At 64.7% G+C, this 24,936-nt stretch carries 23 protein-coding genes and 1 riboswitch; of the genes, 14 read left to right on the plus strand and 9 right to left on the minus strand.

Annotation, left to right across the window (positions count from 1 at the left end; all coding sequences use genetic code 11):
- Window positions 1-411: 411 nt before the first annotated feature.
- Window positions 412-2,286 carry a murein L,D-transpeptidase gene (locus EXZ48_RS10025; RefSeq protein ID WP_130515722.1) on the plus strand — a complete coding sequence of 625 codons (1,875 nt, stop codon included), beginning with the start codon at window positions 412-414 and terminating at the stop codon, window positions 2,284-2,286.
- Here the strand turns inward: EXZ48_RS10025 and EXZ48_RS10030 are convergent, their stop codons facing one another.
- Entirely contained in the window at window positions 2,287-3,087 is an 801-nt protein-coding gene (locus EXZ48_RS10030; RefSeq protein WP_130515724.1) for an APH(3'') family aminoglycoside O-phosphotransferase, read from the minus strand.
- Window positions 3,088-3,104: 17 nt separating this feature from the next.
- The gene (locus EXZ48_RS10035) at window positions 3,105-3,779 is read right to left on the minus strand and encodes an HAD family hydrolase (protein WP_130515726.1); all 675 of its coding nucleotides are present in this window, start codon (window positions 3,777-3,779) and stop codon (window positions 3,105-3,107) included.
- Between the two features lie 201 nt (window positions 3,780-3,980).
- Between EXZ48_RS10035 and rpiA the strand changes: the two genes are divergently transcribed.
- The 3 genes from rpiA to EXZ48_RS10050 all read left to right on the plus strand — a co-directional run bounded on the left by rpiA (window position 3,981) and on the right by EXZ48_RS10050 (window position 6,206).
- A complete protein-coding gene (gene rpiA / locus EXZ48_RS10040; RefSeq protein ID WP_050743218.1) occupies window positions 3,981-4,679 on the plus strand; it encodes a ribose-5-phosphate isomerase RpiA in 699 nt (232 codons plus the stop codon).
- A gap of 18 nt (window positions 4,680-4,697) precedes the next feature.
- Window positions 4,698-5,240, plus strand: a complete 543-nt coding sequence (locus EXZ48_RS10045) for a DUF2059 domain-containing protein (RefSeq protein WP_023515092.1) — start codon at window positions 4,698-4,700, stop codon at window positions 5,238-5,240.
- Window positions 5,241-5,339: 99 nt separating this feature from the next.
- Window positions 5,340-6,206 carry a hypothetical protein gene (locus EXZ48_RS10050; RefSeq protein ID WP_023515093.1) on the plus strand — a complete coding sequence of 289 codons (867 nt, stop codon included), beginning with the start codon at window positions 5,340-5,342 and terminating at the stop codon, window positions 6,204-6,206.
- 42 nt (window positions 6,207-6,248) lie between these two features.
- Here EXZ48_RS10050 and EXZ48_RS10055 read toward each other — a convergent pair whose 3' ends face one another.
- Entirely contained in the window at window positions 6,249-6,539 is a 291-nt protein-coding gene (locus tag EXZ48_RS10055; protein WP_371687653.1) for a hypothetical protein, read from the minus strand.
- Between the two features lie 317 nt (window positions 6,540-6,856).
- On the opposite strand from EXZ48_RS10055, the gene gor reads away from it, so the two are divergent.
- Window positions 6,857-8,245, plus strand: coding sequence for a glutathione-disulfide reductase (gene gor, locus EXZ48_RS10060; protein ID WP_130515731.1), 1,389 nt, complete (start codon window positions 6,857-6,859; stop codon window positions 8,243-8,245).
- On the opposite strand, the gene EXZ48_RS10065 is transcribed toward gor, so the two are convergent.
- Window positions 8,223-9,125, minus strand: coding sequence for a LysR family transcriptional regulator (locus tag EXZ48_RS10065; RefSeq protein WP_130515733.1), 903 nt, complete (start codon window positions 9,123-9,125; stop codon window positions 8,223-8,225). The two genes, gor and EXZ48_RS10065, sit on opposite strands and share 23 nt — an antisense overlap.
- A gap of 147 nt (window positions 9,126-9,272) precedes the next feature.
- Here EXZ48_RS10065 and EXZ48_RS10070 point away from each other — a divergent pair, with 147 nt between their 5' ends.
- From EXZ48_RS10070 to EXZ48_RS10080, 3 genes are all read left to right on the plus strand, one after another.
- The gene (locus EXZ48_RS10070; RefSeq protein ID WP_023516306.1) at window positions 9,273-9,503 is read left to right on the plus strand and encodes a hypothetical protein; all 231 of its coding nucleotides are present in this window, start codon (window positions 9,273-9,275) and stop codon (window positions 9,501-9,503) included.
- A 182-nt stretch (window positions 9,504-9,685) separates the two neighbouring features.
- Window positions 9,686-11,059 carry a class II 3-deoxy-7-phosphoheptulonate synthase gene (locus EXZ48_RS10075; RefSeq protein ID WP_023516307.1) on the plus strand — a complete coding sequence of 458 codons (1,374 nt, stop codon included), beginning with the start codon at window positions 9,686-9,688 and terminating at the stop codon, window positions 11,057-11,059.
- 123 nt (window positions 11,060-11,182) lie between these two features.
- Window positions 11,183-11,578 carry a GFA family protein gene (locus tag EXZ48_RS10080; RefSeq protein WP_130515734.1) on the plus strand — a complete coding sequence of 132 codons (396 nt, stop codon included), beginning with the start codon at window positions 11,183-11,185 and terminating at the stop codon, window positions 11,576-11,578.
- A 24-nt stretch (window positions 11,579-11,602) separates the two neighbouring features.
- On the opposite strand, the gene EXZ48_RS10085 is transcribed toward EXZ48_RS10080, so the two are convergent.
- From EXZ48_RS10085 to EXZ48_RS10100, 4 genes are all read right to left on the minus strand, one after another.
- Window positions 11,603-13,324 carry a pilus assembly protein TadG-related protein gene (locus EXZ48_RS10085; protein ID WP_023516586.1) on the minus strand — a complete coding sequence of 574 codons (1,722 nt, stop codon included), beginning with the start codon at window positions 13,322-13,324 and terminating at the stop codon, window positions 11,603-11,605.
- A 2-nt stretch (window positions 13,325-13,326) separates the two neighbouring features.
- A complete protein-coding gene (locus tag EXZ48_RS10090) occupies window positions 13,327-13,749 on the minus strand; it encodes a TadE family protein (RefSeq protein ID WP_024271085.1) in 423 nt (140 codons plus the stop codon).
- A 143-nt stretch (window positions 13,750-13,892) separates the two neighbouring features.
- Window positions 13,893-14,423, minus strand: a complete 531-nt coding sequence (locus EXZ48_RS10095) for a DUF1003 domain-containing protein (RefSeq protein ID WP_023513095.1) — start codon at window positions 14,421-14,423, stop codon at window positions 13,893-13,895.
- A 55-nt stretch (window positions 14,424-14,478) separates the two neighbouring features.
- Window positions 14,479-16,407, minus strand: coding sequence for an LTA synthase family protein (locus tag EXZ48_RS10100; protein WP_130515736.1), 1,929 nt, complete (start codon window positions 16,405-16,407; stop codon window positions 14,479-14,481).
- A gap of 314 nt (window positions 16,408-16,721) precedes the next feature.
- On the opposite strand from EXZ48_RS10100, the gene EXZ48_RS10105 reads away from it, so the two are divergent.
- The 5 genes from EXZ48_RS10105 to bluB all read left to right on the plus strand — a co-directional run bounded on the left by EXZ48_RS10105 (window position 16,722) and on the right by bluB (window position 22,442).
- A complete protein-coding gene (locus tag EXZ48_RS10105; RefSeq protein ID WP_130515738.1) occupies window positions 16,722-18,401 on the plus strand; it encodes an NAD+ synthase in 1,680 nt (559 codons plus the stop codon).
- A gap of 3 nt (window positions 18,402-18,404) precedes the next feature.
- Complete coding sequence (locus EXZ48_RS10110; protein ID WP_130515740.1) at window positions 18,405-18,761, plus strand: ammonium transporter; 357 nt, start codon at window positions 18,405-18,407, stop codon at window positions 18,759-18,761.
- 98 nt (window positions 18,762-18,859) lie between these two features.
- The gene (locus EXZ48_RS10115) at window positions 18,860-20,371 is read left to right on the plus strand and encodes a diguanylate cyclase domain-containing protein (protein ID WP_130515742.1); all 1,512 of its coding nucleotides are present in this window, start codon (window positions 18,860-18,862) and stop codon (window positions 20,369-20,371) included.
- Between the two features lie 236 nt (window positions 20,372-20,607).
- Window positions 20,608-21,426 (plus strand): SDR family oxidoreductase, encoded by an 819-nt coding sequence (locus EXZ48_RS10120; RefSeq protein ID WP_023513100.1) that lies wholly within the window; start codon window positions 20,608-20,610, stop codon window positions 21,424-21,426.
- Window positions 21,427-21,482: 56 nt separating this feature from the next.
- Window positions 21,483-21,704: riboswitch (cobalamin riboswitch) on the plus strand.
- Between the two features lie 45 nt (window positions 21,705-21,749).
- The gene (gene bluB / locus EXZ48_RS10125; RefSeq protein ID WP_023513101.1) at window positions 21,750-22,442 is read left to right on the plus strand and encodes a 5,6-dimethylbenzimidazole synthase; all 693 of its coding nucleotides are present in this window, start codon (window positions 21,750-21,752) and stop codon (window positions 22,440-22,442) included.
- Here the strand turns inward: bluB and EXZ48_RS10130 are convergent.
- Complete coding sequence (locus tag EXZ48_RS10130) at window positions 22,435-23,544, minus strand: DUF2865 domain-containing protein (protein ID WP_130515744.1); 1,110 nt, start codon at window positions 23,542-23,544, stop codon at window positions 22,435-22,437. The genes bluB and EXZ48_RS10130 overlap by 8 nt on opposite strands.
- 269 nt (window positions 23,545-23,813) lie before the next feature.
- Between EXZ48_RS10130 and EXZ48_RS10135 the strand changes: the two genes are divergently transcribed.
- A complete protein-coding gene (locus tag EXZ48_RS10135; RefSeq protein WP_023513103.1) occupies window positions 23,814-24,875 on the plus strand; it encodes a phytanoyl-CoA dioxygenase family protein in 1,062 nt (353 codons plus the stop codon).
- Window positions 24,876-24,936 lie beyond the last annotated feature (61 nt).

The raw sequence follows: 24,936 nt of genomic DNA on the forward strand, positions 1-24,936 counted from the left end.
CGCAAATCTCTGGCCCATCTGCGACGGGGTTGCAAGGGGCGGATTGGCGGGGCGCACGAGACTTTCGGTTAAAATCGATTAGGCCGGCGCAGGGGCGCCGACAGGTCCGGCCGGGGCTTTCGGCGCTGTGCCTTTTCCATCACAACCGCCCGCTTGTTTTTTCGCGCTCTCAAGGCGGATTTTGCGGAATTTGTGTTTCCCGCAGGAAAAATCGACGCCAATTCAAATTTTTACGGGGCTTCATCCGTCTGGCTTGCCAGGGTCTGGCGTCACGGATTCGTGAGGTTTTGCGAGGGCTGGGGGAAGGGGCGTTTCCTTTTCATCAACCATCCTTTCCTATAACTTACCGGCCTGCTGGTTCGGGCGCCGCCAGAGACCGTGAGTACGGTTCATTCGGGGAATGGAATACAGATGAAGCTTACCAAGACTGCCGTGCTGGCCGCCACGCTGGCTCTTTCCTGCGCCACTGTTTCGCTCCATGCGACACCCGCCAACGCCCTGACCGTCATGGAATGGCTGAACGGCAAGAAGAAGCAGAAGTCCGAGCCGCTCCCCGGCGTCACGACCGGCCTGGCGCTGCCTGGCGCCGAGGTGAAGCAGGAAGCCAAGCCGCTTCCGCGTGTTACCGGCCCGCGCTACTACACCTACAAGGCCGATGCCCTGAGGCGTGTCGCGGTTGACAAGCTGGCCGACCCGGTCGTCACCAGCTCCATTTCGGCCGATATCGCGCCGGCCGGCGATGCCGGTGTGCGCGCCGCCTTCTCCACCATCAATGTGCGTGCGACACCGGATGCCGCCAAGGCGGTCGAGACGTTCTACGGCACGCAGAAGAAATTCGTCTGGATCGATGGCACCGGCATCAACGACAAGGCGAAGACCGCCATCGCGGTGCTGGCCGATGCGGCCGCCGTCGGCCTCGATCCCTGGGACTATGCGGTCAAGATTCCGGCCGAAAGCTTTGACAGCGCCGACATGAATGCGCGCTACAGCGAGCTTGCGGCCTTCGAGGTCGGTCTCTCCGCGGCCGTCGCCGCCTATGTGCAGGACGCCGTGCGCGGCCGCATCGATCCGAACAAGATCTCCGGCTACCACGATTTCAAGCGCAAGGACGTCAACCTCGTCGCGGCGCTGAAGAACGTGGCGATGAGCAGCAACGTCAAGGGCTATCTCGAAAGCCGTTCGCCGGCGAGCGCCGATTTCCGGGCGCTGAAGGCCGAGCTTGCAAAGTTGAAGGCGGAAACCTCCGGCGAGGACCGTGTCGTCATCGCCGAAGGCACCGTGCTGAAGCCGGGCCAGAGCAATCCGGAACTTGCGAACATCGTCAAGGGTGTCGTCAGGCACGGTTCGGATGCACTGAAGACCGACCATTCGCTCGCCATCGCCAACTACAAGGACACGCCGGACTACACGCCCGAGCTGGTCGCGCTCGTCGAAGCCTTTCAGAAGGAGAACGGGCTGAAGCCGGATGGCGTCGTCGGCAAGGCGTCGATCCGCAAGCTCGTCGGCGGCGATTCGGTCGCTGACAAGGTCGCCAAGCTCGACGTGGCGCTGGAACAGGCGCGCTGGCTGCCGGTCGATCTCGGCGCGCGCCACGTCTTCATCAACCAGCCGGCCTTCCAAGTCTACTACTACGAGGACGGCGCGGAAAAGTTCTCGATGCGCACGGTCGTCGGCTCCAAGTCGAACCAGACCTATTTCTTCGAGGACAAGGTGCAGACCGTCGAGGTGAACCCCTATTGGGGCGTACCGCAGTCGATCATCATCAACGAGATGCTGCCGAAGCTCCGGAACGATCCGTCCTACCTCGACCGCATGGGCTATGAGGTCGCTGTCGGCGGTCGCGCGGTCGCCTCGTCGTCGGTCAACTGGTACGGCTCGACCGCGGGCGTCTCCGTCCGCCAGCCGCCGAGCGGCGACAATGCGCTGGGCGAACTGAAGATCCTGTTCCCGAACAGCCACGCCATCTACATGCACGACACACCGTCGAAGAGCTTCTTCAAGAAGGACATGCGGGCGCTGAGCCATGGCTGCGTGCGTCTTGCCGAGCCGCGCAAGATGGCCGCCGCGGTGCTTGGTGTCAGCGAGGAAGACGTCGGCAAGGAAATCGCCGGTGGCAAGAACAAGGCGCTGAACGTCAAGGCCGACATTCCGATCTACATCGCCTACTTCACCGCCTGGCCGAACAAGGACGGCGTGGTCGAGTATTTCGACGATGTCTATGACCGTGACGGCTACATGCGCAAGGCCTTCGCCGCCACGCAGAAGGCGCGGCAGGGGGAAAGCTGATCAACCCCAGGTCAGCGGATCCAGCCTGAGATAGAATGCGAGGCGCCCCTCATCGGGCGCCTCGATCTTTAGGGCGGAGAACAGTGTGTCGAAGGCCTCTGCCGCCTGTGCCTGCGTTGCCCAGTTTTCCGAAGCGTTGGCGAGCATCAGCGTGAGATCGGCATAACGATCCGCCGTGCCGAGCCGGCCGAGATCGATCAGGCCCGTGCAGCGCAGTGTGTGCGGGTCCACCATGAAATTCGGCAGGCAGGGGTCGCCGTGGCAGACGACGCGGTCCGTTTTTTCCTGCGCGAGCCGCTGCGGCAGGTCTGCCTCGACACGGGCGAGGAGCACGCTGCCCGGCTGGCCTTGATCCTCGTCGGGCAGGAAGTCCGGATTGACGGCATCGCGCGCCACCACGTCGGCGGCGCGGGCGAACATGCCGGAAAGGTTCTTTTCGAAGGGGCAATCCGCGACGGGAAGGGCGTGCATAGCCGCAAGCTGTTCGGCCATCGACGGCCATGCCTTCAGAAGGTCGTCGCCCGTAAGCGTGACGGCGGGAACGCCGGACACGGCGCTCATCATCAGGCAGGCGCCGTGTTCGTTCTCCCGCCAGTCCTCCAGCAAGGGACAGGCGATGCCCCGGCCGGCGAGCCAGCCGAGACGGTCCCGTTCGCCGGCAAGCTCCGGCGCACGGTCGCCGGTTGCCAGCTTGGCGTAGCTGCGGCCATCCGGGCTGCGGAAAACCCGGTCGCCGGATTCGCCCTGATGGACGGGAGTCCAGCCGGACCGGAGGTTCAAGAGTGTTTCCGTCCAGTCCAAGGCTTTCCTCCGGGATATCAGCGGGCGATGAGCCGCTCGACGAGGTCGGGTGTCAGTTCGTCGAAATGGGTGATGACATGGCTCGGTTCAAGGTCGGCGACGGGTACGTCCGAGTAGCCGAAGGGCACGCCGATGGAGGGCACGCCGGCATTGCGGGCGACGAGCATGTCGTTGAGGCTGTCGCCGATCATCACCGTGCGCTTCGGATCGGCCTCGGCAAGGCGGACGGTGCCGAGCAGGTGCTCGGCGTCCGGCTTGCGCACCGCGAAGGTGTCGCCGCCGGTGATCGCGGCAAAACGCGGGGTGAGGGCGAGGCCGTCGAGAAGGCGGCGGGCGAGGCCTTCCAGCTTGTTGGTGCAGACGGCAAGGCGGTGGCCGGCGCCGGCAAGGCGGTCCATGGCGTCGAGAAGGCCCGGATAGGGCACGGAAACGCCGGGCATCGCGCCGGAATAGTGCTCGACGAAGGCGGCGAGCATGCGCTGCAGCTCCTCCTCGGAAATGTCGCGTCCGCGCAGCGCGAAGGCGCGCTTGATCATCACCTGGCCGCCGTGGCCGACGAGATAGGTAAGGTCGCCGTAACCGACGGGCTCGAGGCCCTCGAGGCCGATCGTGTGGTTGAGGCTTGCCACGAGATCGTGCGCCGTGTCGATGAGCGTACCGTCGAGATCGAAGACTACGAGAGAAGCAGACATGGGGAAACCTTGTATGGGGAGGACGCAGGCAGGCCCTTCCGGTATGCGATGGCGCCGGCATTTGCAATCGCCTTCTCCGCCTTGGCCGGCATGGGACGGGCGGCGTTTTTGGCTTTCGTTTGCCGGCGGGGGCGTGTAAGTGTCTCACCGGAAATCCGGCCGCTTCGGCGCCGGCCGACGACCATTCAAGGAGTTTTGGGCATGGACGCCCGGGAAATGAAGATCAAGGCCGCAGAGGTCGCGCTCACCCATGTAGAGGACGGCATGCGCCTCGGTATCGGCACCGGATCGACCGCCGAGGAGTTCGTGCGGCTCCTGGCGGAAAAGGTCGCCGGCGGCCTGAAGGTCGAGGGCGTGCCCACCTCCGAGCGCACGGCGCGGCTCTGCGTCGAGCTCGGCGTGCCGCTGAAGTCGCTCGACGAACTGCCGGAACTCGACCTCACCATCGACGGCGCCGATGAAGTCGACGGCAAGCTGCGCCTCATCAAGGGCGGCGGCGGCGCGCTGCTGCGCGAGAAGATCGTCGCCAGCGCCTCGACGCGCATGATCGTCATCGCCGACGAGACCAAGGTCGTGGAGACGCTCGGCGCCTTCAAACTGCCGATCGAAGTCAATCCCTTCGGTCTCACCGCCACCCGCATCGCCATCGAGAAGACGGCGGCCCGCCTTGGGCTTTCCGGGGGAATCGCGCTGCGCGCCTCGGGCGACGGCACGTTCATGACGGACGGTGGACACTACATTCTCGACGCATCTTTTGGCCGCATTCCTGATGCAGATGCGCTCGCAAGCAACCTCAATGACATTCCCGGTGTCGTCGAACACGGACTCTTCATCAACATGGCGTCGCTGGCCATCATCGCGGGACCCGCGGGTGCGCGCACGCTGACGGCAAAAGACTAGACAGGAGCACAGACCGACATGATCAAATTTGCTGGTTTCGGCCGGACCCTCGCGGCGACCCTCATCGTATCGGCAGCGCTTGCCGGCGCCACCAAGGCGCAGGACGTCACCGACGAGCAGGTCAAGGCTGCCCGCGCCGCCATCGACGCGATCGGTGCCACGAACGGTTTCGACAACATCCTGCCGGGTCTTGCCGTTCGCATCAAGGCGACGCTCGTCCAGGCCTCGCCGAACCACGAGACGGAAATCAACGCCACCGTCGACGAGCAGGCTCTGGCGCTCGCCCCGCGCCGCGCCGACCTCGAGAAGGAAGCCGCGACGATCTACGCCAAGACCTTCACCCAGGAAGAGCTGAAGTCGATCGCTGACTTCTACAGCTCGCCGGTCGGCAAGAAGCTGCTGTCGGACGGCCCGATCGCCACGCGCGAAGTCATGAAGGCCGCCGAGATCTGGGCTGTCGGCGTCGACCGCGACCTGCGTGCCGAAAGCGCCAAGAAGCTGAACCCGATCCTCGGCGCCGCAGCGTCGGCCGAGGGCGGCGAAGCGCAGCCGCAGCAGTAACCGAATGATGAAGGGGCGGCGCGAGCCGCCCTTTTCCGTTATGCCGCCCTGTCGCCCGTGCTGCCAGAGCGATCTTTCGCCGATCGCGTTCCCGACCAGATGATAGTCTATAGCGTCGACCGTCTTCTTGCGGACAGTCGGTTCCAGGACTGTCTCGTTTTTTCCGCCGCCGAGCTTCTGGCCACGCATCGCGAGATTCCCCGCGAGGTGCGCTATCTGGCGGACCTGCAAAAATGGCTTCTCAGCCAGGCGACGCTGGCGCTGCACTTCGAGCATCGTCTCGATCCGGCGCGCCCGCCGATCTCGCCCAGCAATCTCCTGCGCTTCCTTGCCAATACGCCGATCGCCAGCCGCAACACCGTTCTCGCCTTCCTGGCCGAGATGCGGCAGTACGGTCTCGTCGAGCCGCTTGCGAACAGCGACCGCCGGCAGCGGGTTTTCGTTGCGCGGGCGCATACGGAAGACCTGATCCGCCGCTGGTACTGCACCCATCTGGAAGCGCTCGACCGCATGGACGGCGCGGGGCGTGCGGAGCGCCTGCGGGCGGCGCCGGACCTCATCCTTCCTGCACAGACGCGCATGGCGCGCCTGCTGCTTTCCGCGCAGGGCTGGTGTCGCCCGCCGAATGCCGTCGGCCTGTTCACCCGGGCGGAAGCGGGCAGCAACATCCTGCACGACATCGCGGCGCGGGCGCCGTGGCACCTGACGGAAACTCGGGTCTGGATCGGTCCGGTGACGTCGAGCGGCATTGCCGCGCGCTACCTGATCTCGCAGAGCCACACGGCACGCATCCTGGCCAGGGCGCGGGACGAGGGGCTGATCGGCTGGGCGCTTGCCGGCAATCGCGGCGACTGCTGGGTCTCACCGGATCTCGTCCTGGAATACCGGCGCTGGCAGGCGCTCAAGTTTTCGGCGATTTCCGAGGCTTTTCAGGCGGCCGTCGAGCGCGGTACTGTCATGGCCTGAAACGTGCGGGACCGCCGCAATGCGCGGCGATCCCGGGCGGGCTCATTCGTGGATCGTGTATTCGCCGAGCTCGCAGAGGTTCTGCGTATCGGTGGTCGTGTCGAGGTCGGAATCTTCCGTGAACTCGAAGCGCATGTCGTATTTGCAGACGCTGCGGCCGTCCGCGATGGTGATCTCGATCGTTTCGCCGGGGTTCAGGACCTGCTCGCCGAAAACATCCTCTTCCCACTTGTCGACGCCGACCGGGGAGGTGTGGAAGCGGGTCAGCACCGAGCCGGTGCCGTTCTTGAGCTTGAAGACGAGGTCTTCCGCGGCGGCCGGGCCTGCAAGCATGACGAGTGCTGCGGCGGCTGCTGTGAAATGTTTGAATTTGTGCATATTTGTCATCCGGTTAGCCCACAATCGAGCGTGCAATTCTTAGAGTGCATGCGGGCGGACGTAAACGGGAATTGCCGCCGTCGTCCTACCCATTTTTGGGCGGATCTCGCGAAGACGTGAAGGGGAGGAAGTGCCTGCAACGCCGGGCTGCGGCGGCGTGGTCTTTTCCTTTTGGCCCTGCTGTTCCTATATGTGTAGCGCCCGACGGCGGATTCGCACCGTCGGCCCCCGTCAGACGGCCGTCCGGCCAGGCTTGCCCGCAGGAGATCACCATGCCGACATTCGACTACGACCTCTTCGTCATCGGTGGAGGCTCCGGCGGCGTGCGCAGCGCGCGCCTTGCCGCCGGCATGGGCAAGAAGGTGGCTATCGCCGAGGAGTTCCGTTTCGGCGGTACCTGCGTCATCCGTGGCTGCGTGCCCAAGAAGCTCTATGTCTACGCCTCGCAGTTTCCTGAACATTTCGAGGATGCCGCCGGCTTCGGCTGGCAGGTCGGGGAGACCCGTTTCGACTGGCAGGCGCTCGTTGCAGCCAAGGAGAAGGAGATCACCCGTCTGGAAGGGCTCTACCGCAAGGGCCTCGACAATGCGGGCGCGACAATCCTTGCGAGCCGCGCCGTGCTCGTCGGGCCGAACACCGTGCGCCTGACGGCGACGGACGAGCTGGTGACGGCCGAGCGCATCCTCATCGCCGTCGGCGGCCATCCGACGCCGCATGCCGACCTGCCCGGCCATGCGCTCTGCATCAGTTCCAACGAGGCGTTCGACCTGCCGGAACTGCCGAAATCCATCCTGATCGCCGGCGGCGGCTACATCGCCGTCGAATTCGCCAACATCTTCCATGGCCTCGGTGTCGAGACGACGCTGATCTACCGCGGAAAGCAGATCCTGTCGCGTTTCGACCAGGACATGCGCCAGGGCGTGCAGGCGGCGATGGTCGCCAAGGGGATCCGCATCCTCTGCGAGGACATCATCACCCGTGTGAGCGAAGCCGAGGGTGGCAGGCGCACCGTCACCACCAAGACGGGCGAGACGCTTGCCGTCGATCAGGTGATGCTGGCGCTCGGCCGCGCGCCGAACACCGGCAGCCTCGGCCTGGACACGGCCGGCGTTGCGACGGACGAGCGGGGGGCGATCATCGTCGATGCCCATTCCCGCACCAACGTGCCCGGCATTTTCGCGCTCGGCGACGTCACCGACCGCGTGCAGCTCACCCCTGTCGCGATCCATGAGGCGATGTGCTTCATCGAGACGGAGTTCCGCGGCAATCCGGTTTCGCCGGACCACGACCTCATCGCCACCGCGGTCTTCTCCCAGCCGGAGATCGGCACTGTCGGCCTCAGCGAAGAGGCGGCGGCAAAGACCTTCGACGAGCTGGAGGTCTACCGCGCCGAGTTCCGCCCGATGAAGGCGACGCTCTCCGGCCGGCAGGAAAAGACGATCATGAAGCTCGTCGTCAATGCGGCCGATCGCAAGGTCGTCGGCGCGCACATTCTCGGCCACGAGGCCGGCGAGATGGCGCAGCTGCTCGGCATCTCGCTGAAGGCCGGCGTCACCAAGGACGATTTCGATCGCACCATGGCGGTGCATCCGACGGCGTCGGAGGAGCTGGTGACCATGTACCAGCCGAGCTATCGCGTCAGGAACGGGCAGCGGCTCTGACGGACGGCTGTTCCTCGCCGGCCAGCCGGCCGGCGAAGCGGTCCTCGTGGCGCTTGAAGAGGCCTGCGAGGCGATCGAGGGCCAGCCGCATTTCCGGCCGGTGGCGGTCGTCGTCGTTGACGGCGAGCCAGAGCGGATGGCCGAGATCCTCGATTGGGGAGCCCTCGCGCACGAGCGCGGGCATGGCGTCGCCGACGAAGGCCGGCAGTACGCCGCGCCCGGCGCCACCGGCGATCAGCCGCGCGAGCACGGCCGGCGCATTCGTCCAGGTGTGGATCTGCGGCTCGTGGTTGCGGAAAACCCATTTCTCCGCATCGGACACGGCGACCTCGGTGCCGATCGAAACCCAGGGTAGATCCGCTTCGAAGGCGAGATCTGCAGCGCGATAGACCGCATAGGCCACGGTCACCGATTTGCGCACGGCGACATTGCCGCTCTTCGGTGCGCTGTGGAAGAGGCCGATCATGCCGTGGCGATAGGTCAGGTCTTCCCCTGCCGGAAAATGCTTGCAGCACAGGCGGAAACTGTCGGCCGGGCCACGCAGCGCGCGCGTGTTTTCCGCGATGAAGTCCATCACCCAGATGTCGCCGGCTATCGAGACGATGGGCAATGCGAAGGCATCGCCGTGCCAGCGGGTGATGTCGGCGGTCGTGCGGCGGATCGTCCGGACATGGTCCAGCAGAACCACGCCGTCCGGCGCCAGCCTGTAACCCTGCTGGCTGCGGATGAAGAGCGTGCGGCCCATGGCCCGCTCCAGCGCCAGCATGCGCCGGCCGATCGTCGGTGCGCTGGCACCCGTGATCGCCGCCGCGCCGGCAAGGCCGCCCTCCGTCGCGACGTGGAAGAAAAGCTGCAGATCGCTCCAGTCGACTTCCGACATGCACCGGCTCCTGTTGAACGCCCTTTTCTAGCGCAAAAGCCGCCGGCCGGCATCGCTCATCCGTGAAACGGACGTTTCATTTCCGCATCTACGCCGGCCGGCGAGCGGTCGCTATCTCGGAAAGGATACCGGAAACAGGAGGCCGTCATGAGCCCGGAATGGATGATCGCCCTCGACAGGGCGGAGAAGATGACGAAGCGGCGCCGCGCGGACCCCTTGTCCGATCCGCTGGAGGCGGAGGCGTGGCGGGGTCTCGAAGGGGTGAGCGCGCTTCTCTCGCGTCTCCTTGCCGGCCGCAGCCGACCGAAGCGGGGCGCCACCCGGCGGGTCCTGCCGGACGGGCCGGTTGCCTCACATGCAATCCTGCGTCGTTTCTAGACCAGACCGGTCGCTTGCGGTGTTTTATTGCCTGTCCAGAAGCGGGGCCGCAACCGTTGCAAATGCGTCGATGCGGCTGGAACTGCGGCTATGCAAGACCCATCTAAAGGTTTATAAGCCCGCATCTTCAAACGGACGTGGCGCCCCGGGCTTTCTTGGGCGCATCAGGACAGGTGAGTATCATGGCAGAGAATTGGACCCCGAGTAGCTGGCGGCACAAGCCCATCCAGCAGGTTCCGGACTATCCCGATCTCGCCGCATTGGCGGCGACCGAAGAGCGCCTTTCGAAGTTTCCGCCGCTCGTCTTCGCCGGCGAAGCACGGCGCCTGAAGGCCTCGCTTGCGAATGTGGCCGAGGGCAAGGGCTTCCTGCTGCAGGGCGGCGACTGTGCCGAAAGCTTCGCCGAACACGGCGCCGACACGATCCGTGACTTCTTCCGCGCCTTCCTCCAGATGGCTGTGGTGCTGACGTTCGGCGCCCAGCAGCCGGTGGTCAAGGTCGGGCGCATTGCCGGCCAGTTCGCCAAGCCGCGCTCCTCGGGCATCGAGAAGCAGGGCGACGTGACGCTGCCGTCCTACCGCGGCGACATCATCAATGGCATCGAGTTCACGGAAGAGGCGCGCGTGCCGAGCCCGGAACGCCAGATCATGGCCTACCGCCAGTCGGCTGCCACGCTGAACCTGCTGCGCGCCTTCGCGATGGGCGGCTATGCCAACCTCGAGAATGTGCACCAGTGGATGCTCGGCTTCGTCAAGGATTCACCGCAGGCCGAGCGCTACCGCAAGCTCGCCGACCGGATTTCCGAGACCATGGATTTCATGAAGGCGATCGGCATCAGCGCGGAAAACCATCCGGGCCTGCGCGAGACCGATTTCTTCACCAGCCATGAGGCGCTGCTGCTCGGCTACGAGCAGGCGTTGACCCGTGTCGATTCCACCTCGGGCGACTGGTACGCGACATCCGGCCATATGATCTGGATCGGCGACCGCACGCGCCAGGCCGACCATGCGCATATCGAATATTGCCGCGGCATCAAGAACCCGCTCGGCCTCAAGTGCGGCCCGTCGCTGACCGCCGACGGCCTTCTGGAGCTGACCGACCTCCTGAACCCGGCGAACGAGGCTGGCCGCCTGACGCTGATCTGCCGCTTCGGCCACGACAAGGTCGCCGACAACCTGCCGAAGCTCATCCGCGCCGTCGAGCGGGAAGGCAAGAAGGTCGTCTGGTCCTGCGATCCGATGCATGGCAACACGATCACGCTCAACAACTACAAGACCCGTCCGTTCGAGCGGATCCTGTCGGAAGTCGAGAGCTTCTTCCAGATCCACCGCGCGGAAGGCACGCATCCGGGCGGCATCCATATCGAGATGACCGGCAACGATGTGACGGAATGCACGGGTGGCGCCCGGGCGCTGTCGGGCGATGACCTCGCCGACCGCTACCACACGCATTGCGATCCGCGCCTCAATGCCGACCAGGCGCTGGAGCTCGCCTTCCTTCTTGCCGAGCGCATGAAGGGCGGCCGCGATGAAAAACGCATGGTTGTGAACGGTTGATCGCCATTCGTTCATGCTTTGGTTCCGTAGATTAGCGGAACTGATGCAAGCATTCAGGAATGTGAAATTGACAGGACCGGGCCAGCTGGAAAAGCTGGCCCGGTTTTCGTTTGGGGGGAAGGCATGAGTGAGGAACATACGGGGCATTGTCTGTGCGGCGCGGTGCGCTTTCGCACCCGTGGCGCGCTCGGCAAAGTGGTTGCGTGTCATTGCAGCCAGTGCCGGCGGCAGACGGGCCACTTCTACGCCGCTACCGACGTGCGCAACGACGCGCTGACGATCGAAGGGGAAGAGAACGTCACGTGGTACCGGGCGAGCGCGACTGCCGGGCGCGGCTTCTGCCGCATCTGCGGCTCGGCGCTGTTCTGGAAGGGCGATACGGCCGATCACATATCGGTCATGGCCGGTGCCTTCGACCTGCCGACCGGGCTCGAGATGGGCGTGCACATCTTCTGCACCGACAAGGGCGACTACTACGAAATCAACGACGGTGCGCCGCAACTGCCCCAGGCGCGCTGAGGCAGCGGCGGCGCACCGTCCGGTCTACTGCACCAGCGCCGGCCGCTGGCAGCTGACGCCGGTCACGCGGATGTCCGCCTCGCCGACCCGGACGCCGGCGAGGATCAGGAGGTTGTAGAGCAGTTCGTCGATGGCGGGCGTCACGGCGCCGAGCGTGCTGCCGAGTGCCGCGGCGATGCCGGGAATGCCGATCGGCAGGCCGAGCAGCTTGATGTTGATGTCGACGTCGAGATTGCCGAAGAGGGTGCGCACGGCCGAGGTGAGCGTGTCCCGCGTCGAGACGGATTTCGTCGTGCCGGCGGCGACTTCCGTCGGCGTGTAGGTGAGGCGGGTCCTGCCGAGGTTCTTCACTTCGGTATGGGCGATCGCGTCGATGCTGAGGAGGGCGGAATCGACGATGCGGGCCTTTTCCACCCGTGCGTCGTCCGAGAAGTCCGAGAGCACGGACGGATTGACCTTGCCGATGGCCACCTCCGCGACGCCAGGCACCGCATCGACCACCACATTGGCATTCGTCGGCGAGCCGCCGAGGCAGCGGATATCGGAGAGCTTTGCCTCCGAGGCTGCGACCTCGACATAGAGCGGCAGCTTGATGCGCAGGCCGGCAAGCGCGGCGAGGCCATCGACGGAGACTTCCACGGCAAGCCGCGTCTGGGCGCTGCGCACGGCGGTGCCCGGTGCACCGAGACGGTGCGAGGGCGTTTCCACCGGCGGTTCGCCAATGGCGAGGGTCACCTTGACCGCGGCAAGGCCGGGCACGACGGCGCCGACGTCGAGCGCCACCTGGTTCTTGCCGTTGGCGAGCGCCGCGGCCGACGTGATCATCTGCAGGGCGTTGATCGACATCTTCCAGTCGCCGCCGGTGGCAATCGCGAGGCCCTTCTTCGGGTCGAGATTGAGAATGCGGGACAGCGGCAGCTTCACCTTGCTGCCGGCCGTTGCCTGTTCGACGAGCCGCAATGCGGAGCGCACGGGGCCGGACAGGCCCTCGACGGCGCGCATCGAGGCGAGGAGCTGCGGCATGGTGATGCCGGCGTTCAGCACATCCTCATAGGTGCCTGCCGTCAGGTTGAGGTGCGTCGCGACGGCCTTCAGGAAAGGGTTGACGGAGATGTCGGTATCGACCAGCGCCCGGTAGTCCATGACATTGAGGGAGAGGTTGGTGCCGAGCAACTGGCCGAGCACCGCGTTCAAGATTCCGTCATTGAGGCTGGCAAGGCGTGTTCCGATGGAAAAGGCCGCCGTCTTGGAGCGGGCGGCCGAGCCGGTTGCCGAGAGCAGCGGGGACTTGGGGGTGAAGAGCGTTGCGACGAAGAGATCCGACGAGCGGGTCATCGTCACCCGTGCGGCGTCCGCATCGGCGCTCGCCGCCTTGAAGCGCTCCGCCGGGGCGATGTCGGGATCGGCCGTGTAGCGACCACGCTCGACGACAGCCGTTGCCGGCGTCGCCTTGGAGTTGAAGGTGGTGACGACGGCCGGGATGGTGGCGCCGTCCTTGCCCGTCACGGCGACAGGGAGGTTGTTGAGCGCAAAGTAGCTGGCGGCGGATTTCTCCGCGTCGTTGACATTGGAGGCGGCGGCAATGGCGGCAAGGTCGGCGGCGGTCTGCAACTCGCGCTGCTGCACGGTGAGGTAGCCGTAGTCGACGCCGAGGGCGAGCGAGAAGATCAGCAGCGGCAGGCTGATGGCGGCAAGCGTGCCAATGTTGCCGTCGCGGTCGGAAAGCAAGGTGCGAGAGCGTTTCATGGTCACATTCCTCCGACACGGACGGTGGAGTAGCGTTTAATCTTCTGGCTGGGCAGGGCGAAGGTGAAGAGGTTCCAGATCGGCAGATCCTCGGAGTTGTAGGTGATCGTGACCGTGAATTGCTCCGGGTTGGCCGGATCGTCGGTAACGACGACCTGCATCTTTGCACGATTGAGGAAGGCGTAGTCGAAGTGGGACGTATCGAGGTAGCGGTTGACGAGCGTGATGCGCTCGGTCTGGTTGAGGCCGGCAACCGCCGTGCGGGCCGCGTCTGCTGCGACCTGCTGTACCGCATGGGTTACGCTGAGATAGACGCCGTAGGCGATGAGCGTAAAGAGCACAAGGAAGAACAGGGGCGCAATGATCGCGAATTCCAGAGCCGAAGTGCCGAATCGATCCTTTACCAGGTTAGACAGCGTGTGCATGACATCTCCTCCTTGGGATTGTCCGCTGACAAGGTATTCGCGCATTCTGGTGGAATGCACCTATATCGTGCGCCCTGTGTGTTAATTTTCTCCTATTAATTGAATTAGCTAAAATTGTAACTCAGATAGGTTGTGGACGATTGTCACTCCCTCTGCCGCAGCACCTCGTGCAAGCGCAGAACCTCCAGTTTCAACGCAGCGATCTCGCTGATGAAGTGGGTGTCGATCTTGTGGTGCAGTGCCATCAGTTCGATCTCGGCCTTCAGGTTGACCTCGTAATCCTTCGAGGCCTCGAAGCGGTCGCGGGCGGCCTGCCGGTTCTGCGACATCATGATGATCGGCGCCTGAAGGGCAGCGAGCATGGAGAGCACGAGGTTGAGGAAGATGAAGGGGTAGGGATCGAAGGCTTCACGCGTCAGCACGATCGTGTTGACGATCGTCCAGACAACGAGGAAGCCGAGGAAGGTGATGATGAAGGCCCACGAGCCGCCGACGCGGGCGATGGCGTCTGCGACCCGCTCGCCGACAGACTGTTTTGCGTCATAGGCGTCGTTGCGATCCTCTGAAAGGATGCGACCCTCGCGGGAATGGAGAAGGACCTCGCGCTCGGTATCGTCGAGTTCGCTGGAGGCTTTGCCGAAGAGGATCTGGGCGGCGTCGTCGAAGGGTCTCATGGCCAGGCTCCGTTGTGGGAATCGGAGCCCTAACCTAACGTTCTTTTCTGGGAAATCAGTAGCCTGCGGCCATCAGTTCCGCATGGGAGTTGAAGAAGCGCTCCAGGCCGTACTGCTTGCCGAACATGATGTCGTGCTGCAGGAAGCGGAAGTCGCGCACCAGCGGGTCGATCGTCTTCTTGCGCGCCCAGCCGCCCGTACCGTTGCCCTTGGCGTCGATCAGCATGTAGCGGTCGATGACGCGCAGCTTCTCGTGCACCGCGCCGAGGAACCCGGTGTAGTAGGGATGCTCGAAGCCGGCTTCCTTGAGGATGTAGTAGGACAGGAACGCCGGGCTGATCGTGCCGATTTCCTTTTCCGCACCCGTCTTGTTCGACCAGATGACGAGCGGGGTCTCGTGTTCCTTCTTCATCACCTCGGGCGAACCCTTGCGTGAAGCGGTGATGCCCTTCATGTAGCCGGAGTTCTGGTAGACGGTGTTGAGCGGCGGCAGGTGGTCGCCGAAGACGACGATGATCGTCTCGCGGTCGCGGTCCTTGGCCCAGTCCATCAGCATCTTCAGGCTGTTGTCGGCTTCCTTCACGCCCTGCGCGTAGCTTGCGAGCATGCGGTTGTCGCGGGCATCGAGCTTGCCGTCGACCTTGATGTCGGTCTTGGCGTAGCGGCCGTCGTCATAGGGGCCGTGGCCCTGCAGCGTGACGGTGAAGAAGAAGAAGGGATCTTCCTGCAGGTCCGCCTGACGGATGATCTCCTTGGTCAGCGCCTCGTCCGAGGTGAAGTTGCCACGCTTGGCGAGCGGCGGCATCTTGTCGACGTCCTTGAAGGTCTCGAAGCCGAACGCCTTGTAGACGCTGTTGCGGTTCCAGAACCAGCCGGAGAAGGGATGGATGGCGCGCGCCGTGTAGCCTTCCGCCCGGAAGAAGGTGGCAAGCGAGGGGATCGGCTTTCGCACATATTGCTGGTAGGGGATCGAGCCCGTCGGCAGGAAGGCGTTGGAGAAGCCGGTCAGCGCCTCGAACTCGACATTGGCGGTGAGGCCGCCGAATTCCGGCGAGAAGACGTTGCCGCCCTGGCTTTCGCGGATGACGGGCATCGGGTCGGCCGAAAGCTTCACGCTCTCGATGCGCGCCGGATCCCACAGCGATTCACTCATGACGACGATCACGTCGGGCTTCGAACGGTGCGTGGTGCCGGCCGGCAGCGGCTTGGAGGGGATCTTGTCGATCGCCTCGGTCATGTAGCCGGCGGGCGCCTGGACGTTTGCCATCGGCAGGTTGATGGCAAAGGCCATGACGAAACCGTTGTGGCGATAGTTCTCCGCCTGATCCCACATGATCGGGAAGACTTTCAACCGGTCGCGGACCCAGGAGAACTCGTTGTAGTCCATGATGGAGACGAAGCCGGCGAGAAGCGGCAGCGCGACGGCAAGCCGCGTCAGGCGTTCCCTCTTCGTCAGCGGCCGGAAACGGCGCCAGGCGAAGACCCACAGGCTGATGAGGCCGGCGACGGAGGCGAGAACGGCGACGGCGAGGAGAGCGGCCGTCCACGGCCGGTCCTGCACGAGCACGGGCATGAGTTCCAGAATCTGCCGGCCGAACAGCAGGTCCGTCGGGTAGAGCGGATCGGTGAGGAAGACCTGCTTCTGCTGGGAAATGACGCCCATCAGCACGACGAGCGGCGAGACGAGCAGGACGGCCTTGTGCTGGCGGCCGATCAGCGCGTCGACGGCGAGGTAGAGCAGGAAGAAGACGCCCGTCGTCGTCCAGGCAGGCTGTTCGAGATTGGTTAAATAGAGGCGCACCTGATCGAGCGCGCCGCGCGTGATCCATTCGACGACGACGACGGTGAGGAGCGCAAGAAGGACGGAAACGGCAAGGGAACGCAGGACGGCAAGCGTCTTGGCATGGCGCGCGAAGAAGCCGGCCTCGACGGCGCGTTCTTCGGTTGCATTGATTGCCACGGCTGCGGAGGTGAACAGGGCCAAGGCCGTCTCCAGATTTCATGAAAGTTTCGTGTATCTGTCATACGGACGTCATCTTGAACAGGAGATGAACGGTTTCTGCAACGTTCGTCCCCCGCTTTGGTTCCGTCTGTTGCAGGCCCGCCATGGCGCTGCGGACCCGTTGAAAACCGGGCTCTTGCGCCGAAAGGTCCGGCAAACGCTCCGCGCTTCATTCCCAAAACGTCCGCCATGCTCTAAAGAGCTTGTCGACCGTTCGAGAGGGCGACAGCGACGCGCGGCCGCAGGCTCGGACACCAGCAAGAGATGGGTCCGCAGACATGACTTCCGATCAAGACATGACCTCCGATCAAGGCAGGGCGACGCTGCGCATCGCGGTTGCGCAATTGAACCCTGTAGTCGGCGACGTCGCCGGCAACCTTGCCAAGGCGCGCGCCGCCCGTGAGGACGCCGCCCGGCAGGGCGCCGATCTGCTGCTGCTGACCGAACTCTTCATCTCCGGCTATCCGCCGGAAGACCTCGTGCTGAAGCCGGCCTTCCTGAATGCCTGCCGGCGCGCGGTCGATGATCTGGCGGCCGATACCGCCAAGGGCGGCCCCGGCGTCATCATCGGCTTTCCGAGGCAGGACGAAACCGGGCGCTACAATGCGGTCGCCGTCATCGACGACGGCAAGGTGATCGCGGTGCGCGACAAGGTGGACCTGCCGAACTACGGCGAGTTCGACGAGAAGCGCGTCTTCGACCAGGGCGCGATGCCCGGTCCCGTCAATTTCCGCGGCGTGCGTCTCGGCATCCCGATCTGCGAGGACATCTGGGGCGATCTCGGTGTCTGCGAGACGCTGGCCGAGAGCGGCGCGGAAATCCTGCTGTCGCCGAACGGCTCCCCCTATTATCGCGGCAAGGTCGACATCCGCCACCAGGTCGTCCTGAAGCAGGTCATCGAGACCGGCCTGCCGCTGCTCTATGCCAACCAGCTCGGCGGACAGGACGAACTGGTCTTCGACGGCGCCAGCTTCGCCTTCAATGCGGACAAGTCGCTCGCCTTCCAGATGAGCCAGTTCGAGGAGACGATCGCGCTCACCACCTGGAAGAAGCGGGCGGACGGCTGGGTCTGCGACGGTGGGCCGGCGTCGCGCATTCCCGAGAAGGAAGAGGCCGACTACCGGGCCTGCCTGCTCGGCTTCCGCGATTATGTCAACAAGAACGGCTTCAAGAACGTCGTGCTCGGCCTGTCCGGCGGCATCGATTCGGCAATCTGCGCGGCGATTGCCGTCGATGCGCTCGGCGAGGAGCGGGTGCGCTGCATCATGATGCCCTACCGCTACACGTCGAAGGATTCGCTGAAGGATGCGGCCGATTGCGCCCGGCTGCTCGGCTGCCGCTATGACATCGTGCCGATCGAGGCCCCGGTCACCGGCTTCCTCTCCTCGCTTTCGGAGCTTTTCGAAGGCACGGAGGAAGGCATTACGGAGGAAAACCTCCAGAGCCGCGCACGCGGCACCATTCTCATGGCGGTGTCCAACAAGTTCGGCTCGATGGTCGTGACGACCGGCAACAAGTCGGAAATGTCGGTCGGCTATGCGACGCTCTACGGCGACATGAACGGCGGCTTCAATCCGATCAAGGACCTCTACAAGATGCAGGTCTATGCGATCTCGCGCTGGCGCAACGCGCATGTGCCGCCAGGCGCGCTTGGGCCGACGGGCGAGGTGATCCCGCAGAACATCATCGACAAGGCGCCGTCGGCGGAGCTGCGTCCCAACCAGACCGACCAGGATTCGCTGCCGCCCTATCCGGTGCTCGACGACATCCTCGAATGCCTGGTGGAGCGCGAGATGAGCACCGAGGAGATCGTCGCCCGCGGGCATGACGCGGCGACCGTGCACCGCGTCGAGCACCTGCTCTACATCGCCGAGTACAAGCGCCGCCAGTCCGCGCCGGGCGTGAAGATCACCAAGAAGAATTTCGGACGAGACCGGCGCTATCCGATCACCAACCGTTATCGCGACCGGGGGTAGGGCGTGGGCGATCCCGCCGACAAGCCGGGCCTGCGCCCGGCCTTCACCGAGGAGGAAGTCCGGCTGATCCGGCTGTGGTCACTCAGTGATCTTTCGGCCGGGCGGCAGCTTTCGGCGCAGATCGCTTATTTCGCTACGCCGGCGGTTTTCGGCTTCTACGGCTTTGCAACCGGCAGCCTCGTCATTCTCGGCGTTGCCTTCCTTTCCATCCTGCTGCTCCTCGTCTGGGGTGTCGTCACCACCTGGCGCGACCAGCGCAATCTTGTGCTGATGCAGTCTATCTGCCGGAAGCTCTCGGCGGAGGAGGAGACTCGGCAGGATGGAGCGTCAGGTTTCCCGGATCCGGCTGGCGGAAGTTAAGTTTTCGCTCACCAGCTCATTTAAGCGAATTTTGCCGTCTGTCATTTAGCCTTCGTCCCATAAGCCGGAGAAACCGGCAGGGGACAGGCAGGGAAACGATGACAGGCAAGGCGCAGGTGGGCCGCTCAATGCGGCGACGCGGGGTTGGTCTGGCGATCCGGATGGCGGCGGTGATGATCGTCGTCCTGTTCGGCGCCGCGAACTATCTCGTGCTGGACTATGCCATTGAGCGGGCCGACAGTTTTGCCGCCGAGACCGAGCGCACGCTGGTGCGCAACGAATTCGGCCATCAGATCGACCAGGTGGTGCAGTACCAGAGCCAGTTGTCCTTCTGGGACAAGACCTTCAACGAACTGAAGGACGGCATGCCGGGTGATGCCTTCGTCAAGGATCAGCTGCGCGACTGGATGTGGGCCGACTTCGGCTTTTCCTGGATGATCTTCACCACGCCGGACGGGGAAAAGGTGCTCGGCGTGCATCGCGGCGAGACGGTTTCCGAAAGCAAGGCGCGCGAGAAGCTGCATTGGGTGAGCGACCTGACGCTCAAGGCCGAGCGCGCCTACCGCGAGGCGCTGTCGCCCGACCGTGGCGGATGGCAGGTCCAGGGCGCCAAGGAGGACCCCGACCTGCTGACGCCGGCGCTGCCGGAAATCCACGTCTCCGGCATGCGCCTCATCGACCGCGTCATGAGCATCGTCGTCGTGCAGGCAGTTATCCCGAAGTCGCTCTACATTCCCGCAAGCCGGATGCAGCCGACGCTGCTGATCACCGTCAAGCCGGTTTCGCAGAAGATGCTGGCCAATACCGAGCGGCGACTCGGTTTGCGCGACCTCGGCTTCACGCCCATCGTGACGCAGGAGCCGGGGCTGGTGATGACGCCGGTCGGTGCCGATACCTACAATCCGATGGTCGCCTCCTGGCGGCCGAACATGCCCGGCCTGTTCGTCTGGAAATCGGCACTGCCGCAGATCGCGATGTTCGTGCTGGTCTTTGCCGGCGTCATGCTGTTTGTCACGCTGCGCTTCTCTGCACTGGTCAAGGCACTGCAGCGCAGCGAGGCGCAGAACGCCTTCCTTGCCCAGCACGATCCGCTGACGGGGCTGAAGAACCGCAGCGGTTTCGACGAAGAGGTGCGCCATGCCATCCGCAAGGGCGAGAGCCAGCCCTTCTCGATCGTCGCTCTCGACCTCGACCGGTTCAAGGCCGTCAACGACCGGTACGGCCATGCGGCTGGCGATGCGGTGCTGCAGGCTGTCGCACGCCGCTTTTCCGAGCGTATCGGCCCGCTCGGTACGGTCGCCCGCCTCGGCGGCGATGAGTTTTCCGTGCTCCTTGGCGGTGTCTCCAGCCGCGAGATGCTCCTCGAGCTTGCTGAGGGCCTTGTCCGGGATGCGCAAATACCGATCGCCCATGACGGGCAGCTTCTGGTCATCGGCGGCAGCGCGGGCATTGCCCAGTTCCCGGACCATGGTGGTAGCCTGCACGATGTGATGGTGATGGCGGATGCGGCGCTCTATGCGGCCAAGAATGCCGGTCGCAACCGAGCCGTTCATGTCGGCGACATGGCTGGCGACGCGATTGCCGAAGCCGATGCGGTACGCGCGGCCTGACCAGTCGCCCTGCGCACTGAAGCGCCTACCGCCTTGTTTCCATGGGGTTTCCGCCAGGATGCGCCGCAGCAGGCGCCGGCCCTGTCTGAAGATAGTCGTGTCCGGTCGGTCTCTGTCTCCGGAAATGGCTTGAGAAACAGCCCGATAGGGGATTTGCTTGCGGAAATGAATCATGTGTCGATCGGCTTCTCGTTGTTCGCGAGCCAGTGTCGGCCGGTCTGCAAGGGAGGCATGGCATGAGTGAAGGTGCGCGGCTCGACGGCAAGATCGCCGTCGTCACGGGAGGAACGCAGGGACTGGGGGCGACGATCGCCCGGCTCTTTGCCGAGCGGGGTGCGGCGGGCCTCGTCATCTGCGGTCGCAATGCCGCCAAGGGCGAGGCGAAGGCCAAGGAGATTTCCGGCGCGACGGGTGTTGCGACACTCTATGTGAAGGCCGATCTCGCTGTGGTCGAGGATGCGCGCGCGGTCATTGCCGCCTGCGACGCGGCCTTCGGCCGTGTGGACGCGCTGGTCAACGCCGCCGCCATCACCGACCGCGGCACGATCCTCGATACGAGCCCGGAGCTGTTCGACCGCATGTTCGCGGTCAACGTACGCGCGCCGTTCTTCCTCATGCAGGAGGCGATCACGGTGATGCGGCGCGAGAAGACCGAGGGCACCATCGTCAATATCGGTTCGATGTCGGCCAAGGCCGGCCAGCCCTTCATCGCCGCCTATTGTGCCTCCAAGGGCGCGCTCGAGACGCTGACCAAGAACACGGCCTATGCCGTTCTGCGCAACCGCATCCGTGTCAACGGCCTCAACATCGGCTGGATGGCCTCGGAGGGAGAGGATCGCATCCAGCGCGAATTCCATGGCGCGGCCGACGACTGGCTGGCGAAAGCGGCGGCAAGCCAGCCCTTCGGGCGGCTCGTCGATCCGGCCGAGGTGGCGCGGGCCTGCGCCTATCTCTCCTCGCCGGAATCCGGCCTGATGACGGGCTCGGTGATCTGCTTCGACCAGTCTATCTGGGGTGCCTATGACGGCTCGCCCCATCCGGATGCGCCGCTCTGAGGCGCAGGCACGGCGGTGCATGGCGCAGGCGGGCTTGATCGTGCCCGCAAGCCATGCGCATATCCTTCGCGTCAGGTGCCCGCTCCGGCGGGAGAATCGGGAATCCGGTGCGGGCGAAACGCTCAGGTCCGGAACGTGCCCAACGCTGTGACGGGGATGGTTTGCACCGTAAAAGCTTGAATCGATTCAGGCTTTTGCCACTGGTTGTTCAACCGGGAAGGCAGGTGCCTGCCGCGTAACCCGAAGTCAGAAGACCGGCCTGGCACGATAGACCGAACCGCGCGGACGGCGGCAGGTTGTGACGCATTGTTGGGGAGATGACGATGCGAAGCGAACCCTTGGACCCTCTGGTCCGGGCGGGCGCCTTTTCCCGCGAGGAAAAGCAAGCCGTCTACCGTGCCATCGAAACGCGCCGCGACGTGCGCGACCAGTTCCTGACCGATCCCCTGCCGGACGACCTCGTCGGCCGCCTGCTGCAGGCCGCTCACAATGCCCCGTCTGTCGGTTTCATGCAGCCATGGAACTTCCTGTTGGTGCGCAGCGCGGCGACCCGTCAGGCGGTGCATGCGGCCTTCCTGAAAGCCAATGCCGAGGCGGCGGCGATGTTCGAAGGAGAGCGTCAGGCGCAGTATCGTGCGCTGAAGCTGGAGGGTATCCTGAAGGCGCCGCTGTCGATCTGCGTGACCTGCGATCCGACCCGCGGCGGCAGCGTGGTTCTCGGCCGCACGCACAACCCGCGAATGGACGTCTATTCCACGGTCTGCGCCGTGCAGAACCTGTGGCTCGCGGCGCGGGCGGAAGGCGTCGGCGTCGGCTGGGTCAGCATCTTCCACGACAGCGATATCCGTTCGATCCTCGGCATACCCGGCCATGTCGAGATCGTCGCCTGGCTGTGCGTCGGCTTCGTCGACCGACTCTACGGTGAGCCGGAGCTGGCGGTGAAGGGCTGGCGGCAACGCCTGCCGCTGGAAGACCTGGTGTTCGAGGAACGCTGGCCGGAGGAAGGCGTCAGTTGACGCCGGCATCCACCGGGCGGCCGAGGTCGATGGCGGATTCGTTGGCCGGCAGGAAGACCGGGCCGACCGTGCGCACCTTGCTGCTGGCCGGGTCGTAGTCGCGCTCCTCGACCTTCGCCGGCATCTTGACCGGGGTCTCTTCCTTCTTCGGCAGGGTGCGAATGGTGGTGATCGAGCCGCTGTCGGAATCGTCGGCGGTGCCGGCGCGCGCGGTCTCGGCGTCGTCGCCCTTCAGCGCCTTCTCGCGCTTGATCATCTCCTGGTAGTAGGCCGAGAGGTTGCAGCCGCAGGCGCCGGGCTTGGAAAGGTCGCGCGTGCGGTAGGAGAAGGCGTTCGGCATTTCGTAATAGGGGCGGCCCGTGACCGTGGAGGTCATCTGCTCGGTTTCCTGGCCGCTGGTCATCGACTGGTAGAACAGTTCGGTCTCGGTTTCCGGGCACATCATGGCGCAGACCTTCTGGTCGCGCCGGAAGTCGAGCGGTGTCGCGCCCGACGAGATCGGGAAGAAGCCGCCGTCGCAGGTGCGCACGCAGACGGTGCGCAGGTTGCCATGGCCGTTGCTGCCGCCGAGCGAGCGCAGTTTCAGGCGCTCGCTGCCGTCGGGCGCGGTGCCGAGGGGCAGGGTGCGCTTTTCATCGAGCGTGCGCAGCGTCTCGGTCGCCGCGATCGGCATGACCTTCGCCTCGTTGCCGCAGCCGTTGCTCGCCAGGAGGGCGGTGAGACGGCTGCGCTTGCCCTGCGACGAGGTGCCGCCGGCAAATTCGCGGCGCTTCTTGTCGAGGATTTCAAGGTTGCGCTCCATCTTGCCGATGACGCTTGAGAGCGTGTCGCAAGCTTCGGCATTCGCCCCGCCGACCACGATGATGCTGCCGCCCGAGCAGCCAAGGCGGCGCTGGTCACTCTTGGCCTTGCGCAGCTGAATGTTCTGGCGGGCGATCGCGCCGGCATATTTGCGGGCGCTCGTCGTATCGACCACCACCTTGGGCAGGTTGGCCAGCTCCGCCTGGAGGCGCTCGCACACGTTCGCCGCCGCCGTGCCGCCCGATAGGAGCAGCGGCAGGCCGGTTGCAATGGCAAGGAGGAGGCGAAGGCGCCCGGTCACATCATCGATCCCGTGAATTGGTTGGGCCGCGTTCCGGCCGCATATGCAGTTCCTATCATAGGCCCTGGCGGGGGAAGCGCAACGTGCTCCCGGATTTGTGATTAATGTCGGTCACAAAATATGAGTTGCGTATTCACCTTTTTGCCCGTGGCGCGCAATTGATCTCCCATGGGCCTTGGTGTAGCACTCTCGACAAACTCAACAGCCGGTCTGCGCCCGGATGGCGCAACCGCCTATGGCGGAACCCCGGCCCTTGCAGGCAGGTATTCATGCGGATTTCCTCCATCTTGCTCAGCCCCTGGTACGCGCTTCAGCTCGCATCCGGCGCAAAATCCTTCGCTGACAACCCCATCATCGGCAGCAAGTGGCTGAACCGGAAGGGCTTGCACGAGAAGCGCGTTTCGCTTGCCATGCGCATGGCTGCCTGGCGCCGCAAGAAGCTGGAAAACCTCGTCGCCCCGGATCACCGCCGGCAATATGCCGAGAACGGTTTCGTGAAGATCGAGAACTTCCTGTCGCCCGACGTGTTTGCCGCGGTCACCCGCGAGATCGCCGAGCGGGATTTCGAGCGCTACGACATGCTGCAGGGCGAAACCGTCACGCGCCGCGCGATCATCGACGACAGCGACCTCGAAAGCCTGCCGGGCTTCAAGGCGGCGCGCAACGACCCGCGCGTCAGCAATCTCCTGCGCTACGTCTCGTCCCATGCCGGCCAGCCGCTGCTCGTCGTGCAGGTGGTGATGGCGCTGCCGTCCGTCATCACGCAGGGTTCGACCGACCCGCAGACCGCGCTGCACAGCGACACGTTCCAGCCGACGGCCAAGGCCTGGCTGTTCCTGCGCGATGTCGGCGAGGAGGACGGCCCGTTCGCCTATGTGCCCGGCTCGCACGAGATGACGCCGCAGCGCCTCGCCTGGGAGCGCGACATCAGCGAGAATGCCGATGCGATCGAGAACAAGTATTCCGCCCGCGGCTCGCTGCGCATCATGCCGGACGAGCTGACGGCGCTGGGCTATGGCCAGCCGGTCAAGATGACGGTGAAGGCGAACACGCTTGTCGTCGCCGACACGCACGGCTTCCATGCCCGCAGCCCGAGCTACAAGACGACGACGCGCATCGAGATCTACGGCTCGCTGCGCCGCAATCCCTTCCTGCCGTTTACCGGTCTGCACATCGCCTCGCTGCCCTTCATCGCCTCCGGCATGAACCGCCTGATCATCTCGGCCATGGGGTTTCGTGCGAAGCTCGGCCTCAAGGGCTCGCCCTGGAAGGATGCCGGCCAGGGCAAGGCCGACGAATGGTCGAAGCGGCTGAAGCAGCCCTCGGCCTGAGCCTTAAAAAACCGGACGAACCGGACGCACCCTTGCAAGGCGGTCGGTTCGACCCTAGATT

Origin of the sequence: Shinella sp. JR1-6 (assembly GCF_004284735.1) — a bacterium.
Taxonomy (GTDB): domain Bacteria; phylum Pseudomonadota; class Alphaproteobacteria; order Rhizobiales; family Rhizobiaceae; genus Shinella.